At 70.5% G+C, this 12,230-nt stretch carries 12 protein-coding genes; 10 read left to right on the top strand and 2 right to left on the bottom strand.

Annotation, left to right across the window (positions count from 1 at the left end; genetic code table 11):
* Window positions 1–597 (bottom strand): nucleotidyltransferase family protein, encoded by a 597-nt coding sequence (locus ACL03I_RS00425; protein WP_355071810.1) that lies wholly within the window; start codon window positions 595–597, stop codon window positions 1–3.
* A 136-nt stretch (window positions 598–733) separates the two neighbouring features.
* Between ACL03I_RS00425 and uraD the strand changes: the two genes are divergently transcribed.
* The 10 genes from uraD (at window position 734) to ACL03I_RS00375 (ending at window position 11,669) form a co-directional block, all read left to right on the top strand.
* Window positions 734–1,237 carry a 2-oxo-4-hydroxy-4-carboxy-5-ureidoimidazoline decarboxylase gene (uraD, locus tag ACL03I_RS00420; protein ID WP_355071811.1) on the top strand — a complete coding sequence of 168 codons (504 nt, stop codon included), beginning with the start codon at window positions 734–736 and terminating at the stop codon, window positions 1,235–1,237.
* Window positions 1,234–1,551 carry a hydroxyisourate hydrolase gene (gene uraH / locus ACL03I_RS00415; RefSeq protein ID WP_355071813.1) on the top strand — a complete coding sequence of 106 codons (318 nt, stop codon included), beginning with the start codon at window positions 1,234–1,236 and terminating at the stop codon, window positions 1,549–1,551. Before uraD ends, uraH begins: the two co-directional genes overlap by 4 nt.
* Before the next feature lie 2 nt (window positions 1,552–1,553).
* Entirely contained in the window at window positions 1,554–2,459 is a 906-nt protein-coding gene (gene pucL / locus ACL03I_RS00410; RefSeq protein WP_412804856.1) for a factor-independent urate hydroxylase, read from the top strand.
* Window positions 2,447–3,808, top strand: a complete 1,362-nt coding sequence (locus ACL03I_RS00405) for an 8-oxoguanine deaminase (RefSeq protein WP_412804855.1) — start codon at window positions 2,447–2,449, stop codon at window positions 3,806–3,808. The genes pucL and ACL03I_RS00405 overlap by 13 nt, the downstream gene beginning before the upstream one ends.
* Window positions 3,809–4,372: 564 nt before the next feature.
* A complete protein-coding gene (locus ACL03I_RS00400) occupies window positions 4,373–5,215 on the top strand; it encodes an FAD binding domain-containing protein (RefSeq protein WP_356962653.1) in 843 nt (280 codons plus the stop codon).
* The gene (locus ACL03I_RS00395; RefSeq protein WP_412804854.1) at window positions 5,215–7,977 is read left to right on the top strand and encodes a molybdopterin-dependent oxidoreductase; all 2,763 of its coding nucleotides are present in this window, start codon (window positions 5,215–5,217) and stop codon (window positions 7,975–7,977) included. The genes ACL03I_RS00400 and ACL03I_RS00395 overlap by 1 nt, the downstream gene beginning before the upstream one ends.
* The gene (locus ACL03I_RS00390) at window positions 7,974–9,188 is read left to right on the top strand and encodes a DUF6986 family protein (RefSeq protein ID WP_355071819.1); all 1,215 of its coding nucleotides are present in this window, start codon (window positions 7,974–7,976) and stop codon (window positions 9,186–9,188) included. The genes ACL03I_RS00395 and ACL03I_RS00390 overlap by 4 nt, the downstream gene beginning before the upstream one ends.
* Window positions 9,189–9,232: 44 nt before the next feature.
* On the top strand, window positions 9,233–10,210 hold the full coding sequence (alc, locus tag ACL03I_RS00385; protein WP_412804853.1) for an allantoicase: 978 nt from the start codon (window positions 9,233–9,235) through the stop codon (window positions 10,208–10,210).
* Between the two features lie 157 nt (window positions 10,211–10,367).
* Window positions 10,368–11,270 carry an allantoinase PuuE gene (gene puuE / locus ACL03I_RS00380; RefSeq protein WP_412804852.1) on the top strand — a complete coding sequence of 301 codons (903 nt, stop codon included), beginning with the start codon at window positions 10,368–10,370 and terminating at the stop codon, window positions 11,268–11,270.
* Window positions 11,271–11,477: 207 nt separating this feature from the next.
* The gene (locus tag ACL03I_RS00375; protein ID WP_412804851.1) at window positions 11,478–11,669 is read left to right on the top strand and encodes a hypothetical protein; all 192 of its coding nucleotides are present in this window, start codon (window positions 11,478–11,480) and stop codon (window positions 11,667–11,669) included.
* An 87-nt stretch (window positions 11,670–11,756) separates the two neighbouring features.
* Here ACL03I_RS00375 and ACL03I_RS00370 read toward each other — a convergent pair whose 3' ends face one another.
* On the bottom strand, window positions 11,757–12,197 hold the full coding sequence (locus tag ACL03I_RS00370) for a MarR family winged helix-turn-helix transcriptional regulator (protein ID WP_412804850.1): 441 nt from the start codon (window positions 12,195–12,197) through the stop codon (window positions 11,757–11,759).
* Window positions 12,198–12,230: the final 33 nt, after the last annotated feature.

Here is a 12,230-nt window from a genome sequence, read left to right as displayed (position 1 = left end):
TCACCGTGCGGTCGTGGCCGGGAAGTCACGATCGACGCCCGTCGCCAAATCGTCGCACGTGACGCACACCATATCGTTTCTGCCGGTCAAATAGGTGCGGGCGCCGGAATCTCCTGCAGCCGACCCACAAACCGCATTCCAGTGCTTGTGGGCTATAACAACAGGGTGTCCAGGTGTGTCGTGGAACACAGCGCGTGCCAGACCGCTGGGTGCCGCGAGCGCGGCGGCGAGCACCCGGGCGACCGCGTCGGCGCCGACATCGGGGGTGTCCACCGGCATGATCGCGGCGTAGCGCGCGGGGGTGCCGGCCGCGGCGATCAGGCCCGCCCGTAGCGATGCGCTCAGTCCGGTCGCCCAGTCCGCCGCCCAGACGTGCCGTACGCCCGGCGGCAGGTCGACGATCCCCGGCGTCGGGCCGGTCGCGCCGAGGACCACGATGACCGGGTCGCAACCTCCGCCGCGCAGCGCGGCGACCGTGGACCGCAGCCAGGCGCCGTCCTCGGCGAGCACTTTGGGTTTTCCGTAGCGGGTTCCGGCGCCCGCGGCGAGCACGACGCCCGCGCAGGGTGCGACGGCGGGGCGATCAGGGTCGGCCATGCCTCAAAGGTAATACCGGCCGGTCTGCGCCGCATGATGGGAAACCGGTGCTCAGGCGTGGTTCCGGAGCGACACGCCGAAGGCGATCCCTCCGCTTCCGGTGGCGGCTCGTCCGGTCGTATTCGATGCTGGTCCGATGACGGATCAGCGACGCGGTATCGCGGCGTTCGACGCGCTGTCCGCCGACGCGGCCTACCGGGCGGCGCTCGGCTGCTGCTCGTCGCCGGAGTTCGCGCGGTCGCTGGTCGCGGGCCGTCCGTACCGGAGCGTCGAGGCGCTGCTCGATGCGGCGGACGGAGCGTTGGCACGGCTGCCGGAGTCCGAGCTCGACTCGGCCCTGGCAGGTCACCCCAGGATCGGCGAACGACCGCACTCCGCCGCTTCGGCACGGGAGCAGGCCGGAGTGGCGGGTGCGGCCGACGCGGTACGCGCGGCGCTCGCCGAGGGCAACCGCGCTTATGAGGAACGGTTCGGGCACATCTACCTGGTGTGTGCGAGCGGAAAGTCGGGTGAGGAGCTGCTCGCGCTGCTCACTGCCCGGTTACGCAATGATCCCGAGACCGAAAGGCAGGTCGTGCGAACAGAATTGGGCAAGATCAATCGGATCCGGCTGCGGGCGCTGCTGGCGGAGCTGTCATGAGCACGCTGAGCACGCATGTGCTGGACGCGGTGCGCGGCGTGCCCGCCGCGGGCGTCACGGTGACGTTGTACCAGCAGGAGCGGCAGCTCGATTCGGGCGAAACGGGCGCGGACGGGCGAATCCGGGCATTGGGCGAAGCGCTCGAAGCCGGAACCTATCGGCTGGTCTTCGACACCGGCGCCTACTTCGCGGGTCAGGGGGTGGAAACCTTCTATCCCGAGGTGAGCATCGCGTTCGCCGTGACGGAGGAACGGCGCTATCACGTCCCATTGCTGTTGTCGCCCTTCGCCTTTTCCACCTATCGAGGGAGCTGAGCATGGAACTGACCGGGCCCATCGTGCTGACCGACCACCGATACGGGAAGGCGGAGAACCGGGTCGTCCGGATCCACCGGCAGAGCGCACGGCACGAGATTCGCGACGTGAACGTGTCCACGGTGCTGCGCGGCGATTTCGCCGCCGCGTACGTCGCGGGCGACCAGGCGAAGGTCCTGCCCACCGACTCACAGAAGCAGACGGCCTATGCCTTCGCGAAACGGCCCGGGCTGCGGGCCATCGAGGACTACGCGCTCGCGCTGGCCGATCATTTCGTCGCCGAGATCGAACCGGTGCGCAGCGCGCGTATCGAGGTCGACGAGTACGCCTGGCAGCGCGTGACGGTCGACGGTGTGGAACATGATCACACCTGGGTGCGGCAGGGACCGGAAGTGCGCACCGCGGCGGTCACCGTGGCGGGGAAGGGCGCCGAGCGGCGGGCCTGGGTCGTCGGCGGGGTGAAGGACCTGACCATCCTCAAGTCGACCGGCTCGGAGTTCGCCGACTTCCTGAACGACGAGTTCACCGTGCTCGCCCCGACCCGTGATCGAATGCTGGCCACGTCACTGATCGCCGAATGGCGTTTCGCGAGCAGCGCGGGCATCGACTGGGACGAGGTCTACACCGGCGTGCGGGCGCGGCTGGTGGAGACCTTCGCGACGCTGCATTCGAAGGCGTTGCAGCAGACGCTGTTCGAGATGGGCAAGGCCGCGCTGACCGCGTATCCGGTGCTGGCCGAGATCCGGCTCGCGGCCCCGAACAAGCATCACTTCGACTACGACTTGGGCCGCTTCGGCATCGAGAACCACGGGGAGGTCTACCACGCCGACGACCGCCCCTACGGGCTGATCCACGCCACCGTTGCGCGGGCCGACGCGCCGGAAGCGGGTCCCGCGTGGAGCAGGTGACCGTCATCGCGGACTGCGCCGTCGCGACCGTCGACGCCCAGGGGACCGAGTACGCCCGAGGGTACGTCGTCGTGCGGGGCAACCGGATCGACGCGGTCGGCGCGGGGGATCCGCCGGACCTCGGCGCGGACGCGCGGCACGTCGACGGGCGCGGCTGCCTGCTGACGCCCGGGTTGGTGAACACCCACCAGCACCTCTACCAATGGATCACCCGCGGCCTGGCCACCGACCACACGCTGTTCGAATGGCTCACCACGCTCTACCCGGTCTGGGCGGGCATCGACGAGGACGGGGTGCGCGTGGCCGCCACCGGTGCGCTCGCCACTCTCGCGCGCACCGGGTGCACCACCACCACCGATCACCACTACGTGTTCCCGCGCGACGGCGGTGACCCGCTCGCCGCCGAGATCGCCGCGGCGGCGCGGGTGGGCCTGCGGTTCCATCCCTGTCGCGGCTCGATGGATCTGGGCGCGAGCGCGGGCGGCCTGCCGCCCGATCACCTGGTGGAACGCCTGGACGACATCCTCGCCGCGAGCGCGGAGGCCGTCGCGCGGTGGCACGACCCGTCGTCCGACGCCATGCTGCGGATCGCGCTCGCGCCGTGTTCGCCCTTCTCGGTCACCCCCGACCTGCTGCGCGAGTCGGCGGCGCTGGCCCGCGAGCTCGGGGTCCGGCTGCACACCCACCTCGCCGAGACCATCGACGAGCAGGACTATTGCCTGGCGACTTTCGGCTGTACGCCCGCGCGGTACCTGCAGCGGCTGGACTGGTTCGGTCCGGACGTCTGGTACGCGCACGCCGTCCACCTGGACGACGACGCGCTCGCCGCCCTCGCGGAGACCGGTACCGGCGTGGCGCACTGCCCCACGTCGAACGCGCGGCTCGGCGCGGGCATCGCCCGCGTGGCCGACCTGGTCCGCGCGGGCGTTGCGGTGGGGCTCGGCGTGGACGGCGCGGCGAGCAACGAGGCCGGTTCGATGATCGAGGAGCCGCGCCACGCCTTGCTGTGGGCGCGCAATCGGGGCGGCCCGCACGCGATGACCGTGCGCACCGCGCTGGAACTGGCCACCATGGGCGGCGCGCGGGTGCTCGGCCGCGCCGCCGACATCGGTTCGATCGAGGTCGGCAAGCTGGCGGACCTGGCGCTGTGGCGGCTGGACACCGCCGCGCACGCCGGGATCGCGGATCCGGTGACCGCACTGGTGCTCGGCTCGCCTCCACCGCTGGCGGCGCTGCTGGTGAACGGGCGCGAGGTGGTGCGCGACGGCGAGGTGCGGACGGTCGACACCGACGTGGTCGCCGCCGAGGTGGCACGGGCGCAGGCGAAGCTGCTCGCGAAGGCGGGGTGAGCGACTCGCGCGGAGCAGCCGCCGCCGGCCCTGCCGGAGTGCGGGATCGGCCTACCGGCAGCCGGTGCTGTCGGCGGACGGCCTGTGCCGGTCGAGGCGGGGACGCGGGCCGGGGGAGTTCGCCCACCTGCCTTACTGTGCCGCGAGCAGCATCGGGAACCGGGCGGTGCTGTCGGTGTGGCCGGGCCGGGAGTTGGTGCCGCGGCGCGCGGCACTCTCGCCCAGCCGCGTAGTTGGGCGTGGCGGGAATGCCGGGTGCGGTGGCGATATCGTCGCCCAGCCGTTCGTCGAGGAGAATCGTCACGCTGATCTGGGCGGGGTGTCGTGCCTGGTCAGGCCGGACGAGCAATACTGAAGCAGTGTCGGCTCGGACGGCCGGTAGGCGGGCGCGAGCCGTGGTGTCGTGGACGGCACGCCCGCGTAAGCGCTCGGCCGGGACGGTTTCCCGGTCGCGGGGGCCGTCGCGCGGCGAGGTAACGGCCGCGCAATCTGACGTGCGTCGCGCGCAATACGGCGGCAACCGACTGGCTCTACGGTGACGGAGAGGCAGGAACGAGGTGAGACGTGGACCTGGACACGATTCGCGAGGTGGTGGTCGCTCGCGAGCGCGAAGACCTGGCCGTGCTCGGTGCGTCCACCGCGGTGCTCGCCGGAGGAACCTTCCTGTTCTCCGAGCCGCAGGATCAGCTGCTGCGCCTGGTCGACATCACCGGCCTGGGGTGGCCCGCGTTCGAGATCGTGGATGGCGGACTGGACATCGCCGCGACTTGCACCCTGGCCGAGTTCGCCGGAGCCGCGCCGGGCCGTGAGTTGGGGACGGGGGTGTTGCGCGACCCGTGGCCGGGGACCGCGCTGTTCGCCCGGTCCTGCCGGGCGCTGCTGGCCTCGCACAAGATCTGGCGCACCGCGACCGTCGGGGGCAACGTCTGCCTGGCGTTGCCCGCGGGTGCGGTGCTCGGCGCGCTGGTGGCGCTCGACGGAACGGCGCTGGTGTGGGCCGCGGACGGCGCCGATCGGGAGATTCCGATGCGGGAGTTCGTCCTCGGTCCGGGTCGTACGGCGCTGCGCCCCGGCGACGTGCTGCGCTCGATTCGCCTACCGCGCTCGAGTCTGTTGGCCCGCACCAGCTTTCGAAAGATCGCGCTCGCCCCGCTCGGCCGATCCGGCGCCGTCGTGATGGGGCGGAGGGAAGGCAGTGGCCGTAGCGCGGTCACGATCACAGCCGCCACGATCAGGCCCGTCGTCCTGGACTTCGCCGCCCCGCCCTCCGAGGGCGAGATGCGCGATGCCATGCACACGATCGACTCGGCGTTGTGGTTCGACGATCCGCACGGGTCGCCGGAGTGGCGCAGGCATGTCTCGGGAGTGCTCGCCGACGAGGTCGCCGCGGAACTGCGGGGAAGCTGATGCGATTCGAAGTGGACGGCAGGACCGTCGACATCGCGGCGCGGCCGGGGCAGTGCCTGCGGACGGCGCTGCGCGACAGCGGCAACCTGGCGGTGAAGAAGGGCTGTGACACGGGCGATTGCGGGGCCTGCTCGGTGCTGGTCGACGGAATGACGGTGCACTCCTGCGTCTTTCCCGCCTTTCGCGCCGCCGGACGCGCTGTCACCACCGCCGCCGGACTCGGAACGCCCGAGCATCCGCACCCGGTGCAGCGCCGGTTCGTCGCCGACGCCGCGTTCCAATGCGGGTTCTGCACCGCCGGCATGGTGGTCACGGCCGCGGGGCTCGGGTGTGCCGCCGACGAGCAGGCCGGCGTGTCGGGCGACGAACTCGCCGAGCTGATGAAGGGCAACCTCTGCCGCTGCACGGGTTACCGCGCCATCCGCGCCGCGCTGGGCGAGCAGCTCACTCCGGACGATCCTGCCGCCGTCGCACCGGATCCGGCCGCGGCGATCGTAGGAGCGTGCGCCCCGGCCGGGCCGCGCATCGTTTCCGGACGCGAGCCGTACACCTTCGACTTGCCGCGACCGGGCGACGCCGACACCGCGCCACCGTCCGCGCCGCTGCACATCGCGGTGCTGCGAAGCCCGCACCCGCATGCGCGAATCCGCTCGATCGGCACCACCACCGCCGAGGCACTACCCGGCGTGCACGCGGTGCTCACCCATGCCGACGCGCCGGACGTGCCGTTCTCCACCGCGCGGCACGAGCTGCGCACCGACGACCCCGACGACACCTACGTGCTCGACCACACGGTTCGCTTCGTGGGGCAGCGGGTGGCCGCGGTGGTGGCCGACAGCGTCGCGATCGCCCGCGAGGGATGCCGTCTGCTGGAGGTCGACTACGAGGTCCTGCCCGCGGTGTTCGATCCGCAGGACGCGCTGCGCCCCGACGCGCCGAAACTGCACGGCGACAAGCCCCCCTCGGCCCGGATCGTCGATCCCGGCCGCAACCTGGTCGCCGAACTGCACGGCGAGGTGGGTGACGTCGCCGCGGGTCTGGCTGCCGCGGCGCATGTCGTACGCGGCGTCTGGGATTCGCCGCGGGGTCAGCATGTGCACTTGGAGACACACGGCGGCGTCGGCTGGCTGGACGACGCCGGACGCCTGGTCATCCGGTGCAGCACCCAGGTCCCGTTCCTGGTCCGCGACGAATTGTGCCGCCTGTTCGGCCGGTCGTCCGCGCAGGTGCGGGTATTCGCGGCCAGGGTCGGTGGCGGGTTCGGCGCGAAACAGGAGATGCTGGCCGAGGACCTGATCGCGCTGGCCGTGCTGCGCACCGGCAGACCGGTGCAATACGAGTTCACGCGCTCCGACGAATTCACCGCCGCGACCTGCCGCCATCCCATGCGGGTCGCGGTGACGGCGGGGGCCGACGCGCGCGGTGTGCTGACCGCCTTGGCGGTCGACGTGCTCGCCGACACCGGCGCGTACGGCAATCACAGCGGCGGGGTGATGTATCACGGCGTCGGTGAGTCGGTGGAGCTGTACCGCTGTGCCAACAAGCGGGTCGACGCGCAGGCGGTGTACACCAACAACGTTCCCTCCGGCGCGTTCCGCGGATACGGCCTCGGGCAGGTGATCTTCGCGGTGGAGTCGGCTCTCGACGAACTCGCGCACGCGCTCGGCATGGACCCGTTCGAACTGCGCCGCAGCAACGCGGTAGTGCCGGGCGACCGGTTCGTCGGCGCCGCGGTGAACGAGAGCGACCTCATGTTCGGCAGCTACGGCCTGGACCAATGCCTCGACCTCGCCGAACGAGCGCTGCTGCGCGGCAACGACGTGCACGCGCCCGGCCCGGAGTGGCGGGTGGGTACGGGCATGGCCGCCGCGATGATCGCGACCGTCCCGCCGCGCGGTCACCGGTCGACCGCGACGGCCGCGCTGCTGCCCGACGGCCGCTACGAGATCCGGGTCGGCACGGCGGAATTCGGCAACGGAACGACGACGGTGCACGCGCAGCTCGCCGCTACCGCGCTGGACACCGAAGTGGACCGCATCGTGGTCCGGCACGGCGACACCGACCTGGTGGACCACGACACCGGCGCGTTCGGCTCCACCGGCATCGTGGTCGCGGGCAAGGCCGTTTACGCGGCGGCGTGCGCGTTGCGCGGGCTTCTGCTGGCCAGGGCGGCGGAACTGACCGGCGTCGCCGAGCGGGACTGCGCGCTGAACTCCGGCGGCGTGCACTGCGGCGACCGGCTGCTCACCGCCGCCGAACTGCTGACCGGAGGCGACCTCACCGCGCGCGCCGAGCACGACGGCAGTCCCAGGTCGGTGAGCTTCAACGTGCACGCTTTCCGCGTCGCCGTGCACCCGGACACCGGGGCGGTGCGCATCCTCCAATCGATCCAGGCCGCCGACGCGGGGACGGTGCTCAACCCGGTGCAGTGCCGCGGGCAGATCGAGGGCGGCGCGGCTCAGGCCATCGGCACGGCGCTGTACGAGGACATGCGCAGCGCGCACGGTGTGGTGGGTGCGCAGACCCTGCGGCACTACCACATACCGCAATTCGCCGACGTACCGCGCACGGAGGTCTACTTCGCCGAGACGTCCGACGCGCTTGGTCCGTTGGGGGCCAAGTCGATGAGCGAATCGCCGTACAACCCGGTCGCGCCCGCGCTGGCCAACGCGATCCGCGACGCGGTCGGCGTGCGGCTGTACGGGCTGCCGATGACCGCGGACCGGGTCTGGGCCGCCCTGCGGGAGAAGGGATCACGATGACGAAGGTGCCGGAGAACGTCCGCGCCCGGATCGAGGCGATGCTCGACGCGGTCGACACCGAGCTGCGCCGCCGATACCCCGGCTCGAACGGTCGCTCGCAACCGATCCACACCGTGTACGTCCCGGCCGACCGGGTCACCGAGGAGACTCCCGGGGAATGGGGCGCGACCGCGGTCGAACTACTCGACCGCCACCACGATCTGCTGACCACTCTCGACGGCACCGATTCGCTTCCCGACGTGCGCAAACGGCTGGAAGCCGACCCGGTCCAGGATCTGCGCATCGACTTCGAGGACGGCTACGGCCTGCGCGCCGACGCCGAGGAGGACCGCGCGGCCACGGCGGCGGGCGCGGTGCTGGCTGCCTGGGCACGGCGCCCCGGAGGCCCGGCGAGCAGCGGCATCCGGATGAAGGGTTTGGGCGGCGGCGAGCGTCGCCGCGCGCTGCGCACGCTCGGCCTCGTGTTGGAGGGCGCGGGCGGCGTGCCCGAGGGGTTCGTCTTCACGGTGCCGAAGATCCGTGCGGCGCAGCAGGTTCCCGCCCTGGTGCAGCTGTGCGTAGGGCTGGAACGCGGGTACGGCATCGCCGAGGGCAGCCTGTGCTTCGAACTACAGATCGAGAGCCCGCAGGCGATCCTGGCCGCGGATGGCACCGCGCCGGTGGCCGCCATGCTCACCCTCTCCGAAGGACGATGCAGCGCGTTGCATTTCGGTACGTACGACTACACCGCCGCTTGTGGGGTCGCCGCACCGGATCAGGCGCTCGACCACCCGGCCGCCGATTACGCCAAGGCGGTCATGCAAGTCGCGGCCGCGCAGACCGGGGTGTGGGTATGCGATGGTTCCACCCAGATCGTGCCCGACGCCGACCCGGAGGCCGCGCTGCGCAACCACCACCGATTGGTTGCCCGGGCGTTGCGGCGCGGGTACTACCAGGGCTGGGACATGCATCCGGGTCACTTGGTCACCCGCTGGCTGGCCACCTACGACTTCTTCCGCCGGGCGATCGACGTCGCGGTGCCGCGCCTGCGGGACTACCTCGCTCGACGCGGCGGCGACATCGTCGACGAGCCCGCCACCGCGGAAGCGCTGGCCGCCACGGTGCTCCGTGGCATCGATTGCGGTGCCCGCCCGGACGCGGGGACTCCGGAACTCACCGAGACGGTTCTGCGAGCCCTGGCGGCACGCGCGCCGATACCGGAGGCGCCGTGATCGGCCATCCGAACGGGACGATCCCGCACGACACAGGAGACGCGATGCGTGACCGGGGCGACGACGACGAATTCACGCTGCTGCCGGACCTGGCGGTCCGGCCGCTGGGCGGTTCGGTGATCTGGGCGAACGACGAATTCTTCGCGGAGAAAGAGAATCTGATCAATCCGGGGCCCGCCCAGTACCGGCCGTCCGACTTCGGGCACAAAGGACAGATCTACGACGGCTGGGAGACCCGCCGACACCGCGGGCAACCCGGCGACGACGCCGCGATCGTGCGGCTCGGCGTGCCCGGCGTGATCCGCGGGATCGTGGTGGACACGGCGTGGTTCAAGGGCAATTACCCGCCCGCCGTCTCGGTGTCCGCGTTGGAGGTCGAGGACTATCCGCCCGCGGAAACCCTCGCCGCACGCGACGATTGGGTGATGCTGGTCGATCGCTCGCCGATTGCGGGCGACTACCGCAATCCTTTCGCCGTCGAGAACGAGAAGCGCTGGACGCATGTGAAACTCACCATGCACCCCGACGGCGGCGTGGCCAGGCTGCGGGTGCACGGCGAAGGACGGCCCGACCCCCGCCTGCTCGGCCTCGGTCCGCTGGACCTGGCCGCGCTGGAGAACGGCGCGCTGGTGCTGGACTGCTCCAATCGCTTCTACAGCTCGCCGAACCAGTTGCTGTATCCCGGCTGGGCCCGGTCCATGGGTGAGGGCTGGGAGACCGCCCGCCGCAGGGACGACGGCAACGACTGGGTGCGCATCCGCCTGGCCGGGCCGGGACTGATCCGGCTCGCCGAGCTGGATACGTCCTACTTCCTGGGCAACAGTCCGGGCGCCGCCCGGCTGACCGGTCGCACCAACGACGGCACCGAGCTGGAGTTGTTGCCGCGCACCCCGCTCCAACCCGACACCAGGCACCGGTTCCCGATCGCGCCGATGGCGGCGTCGGTGGAGGAGGTGCGGCTGGACATCTACCCGGACGGCGGGCTGGCGCGACTGCGCCTGTACGGAGAGCTCGGCGCATGAGCGGGCAAACGTCGGCAGTGTGTCGGGCCGCGCCTGCTCGGCGTATGTACGCGTGGGCGTCCAAACGGTGTGGAGCTGCGCCTGCGGGGCGAGCTCGGCACATGAACACGCGGGCATCGGCAGCGCGTACCGAGCAGTGTTTTCGTGAGGCGCGCTGATGAGGGACTTCGTCGGCTACGGCCCGCGTCCGCCGGACCCGCAGTGGCCGGGAGAGGCGCGGATCGCGGTCCAGTTCGTGCTCAACTACGAGGAGGGCGGCGAGAACAACGTCCTCGACGGTGACGAGTTCTCCGAGACGTTCCTGTCGGAAATGACTCCCGCCGAAGCCTTTCCGAACCGCCACATGAGCATGGAGTCGCTCTACGAGTACGGCTCACGCGCCGGGTTGTGGCGAGTGCTGCGCGTCTTCGAACGGCGCGCGTTGCCGCTGACGATCTTCGCGGTCGCCCGAGCTCTGCAACGCAACCCGGAGGCGGTGGCCGCCTTCGGCGAATTTGGCCATGAGATCGCCTGCCACGGTCTGCGCTGGAAGTCCTACCAGCTCACCGACCGCGACACCGAGCGTGCGCACATGGCCGAGGCGGTGCGCGTCCTCACCGAACTGACCGGCTCCGCGCCGCTGGGCTGGTACACCGGCCGCGATTCGCCGAACACCAGAGAGCTGGTGGTCGAGCACGGCGGTTTCGCCTACGACGCCGACTCCTATGCCGACGACCTGCCCTATTGGGTGCGCGTGCTCGACCGCGACCACTTGGTGGTGCCCTACACCTTGGACACCAACGACATGCGATTCGCCTCGCCCGCCGGTTTCCCCACCGGCGAACAATTCTTCGCACACGTCCGCGACGCCTTCGACGTCCTCTACCGCGAAGGGGCGGAAGGTAATCCGAAAATGCTGTCGATCGGCCTGCACTGCCGCCTCATCGGCCGCCCCGCCCGCACCGCCGCCTTGGAACGCCTACTCGACCACATCCAGTCCTACGACCAGGTCTGGATCACCCGCCGCATCGACATAGCGCGACATTGGCGCGCGGTGCACCCGCCGGTTTCATCCTTTTGAGTTCGCCCGGACCGCAACCCAGCGACAAAGTAGCCGAACCATCACATGAGCGTTGGCTTTCAGAGCCGGAAAGCGATAGGTGCGCACGCCGAGGTGAGACGCGAAAAGTGGGGGCTATCACCGGCATTCAGTCATTCATATGCTTCGTGGCGACAGTGAAGACGAGTGCCGGAACTAGTTCTCGCGTTCATGACGGCAGGAAAAAACATGACGAAGAAAATCGCGGCCACCGTGCTGGTCACCGCCGCCCTATCACTGCCGGTCATGGCCACCGCGCCCGCCGCGATAGCCGACCCGCTCAGCACTGGTTCATCCTCCGGCTCGGGCAAAACAGTGAACAATCTGATCTGCTCGATCCATAGCTACCTCGGCATGGGCGGCTGCGTCTACCTTCCCTGACGCGTCGCGAGTGGCACATGCTGTGGCGAAACGCGAGAAGACCTCTCGGTGATGTGCCGCTCGCAGCCGTCGGGCTCGTGGCGGGCGTCAGAGGTCGGCGCGGGGTTCGCGTGGTCGGAGGTGGCGGGTCAGCGTCGTGAGCGCGTCGAGCACCTCGCGTAGTGCGGCCGGGTCGTTGTCGGCCAGTGCCGCTGCCACCGCGTCGTCCACGGGTGTTGCTCGTATTTCGGCGACTCGGGGTGAGGCTTGGTCGGCCGCGCGGACGAGGGTGCGGCGGCGGTCGCGTGGGTCGACCGTCGAGGTGACCGCACCGGCCTCCTTGAGTCTGGCGACGGCGGTGGATACCGCGCTTTGCGGTAATCCGGTGCGGGTGGCGATCTCGCCCACGGTGCTGTCCGGGTGCTCGAGGATGTCGCTCGACACGACGAGCACGGGGCGGTGTCCGCCGCTGAGTCCCGCCGTCGGCAACGCCTCCTCGCCGATCTTCATCAACGTCCGGCCCAGCAGGAACAGTTCGACTCCGTCCACGACGGAGAACTTTACATCAATTCAGATGCATCA

This window comes from Nocardia sichangensis (genome assembly GCF_047200615.1).
Lineage (GTDB): Bacteria > Actinomycetota > Actinomycetes > Mycobacteriales > Mycobacteriaceae > Nocardia > Nocardia sichangensis.
This window is presented reverse-complemented; position numbering and strand designations above follow the sequence as displayed.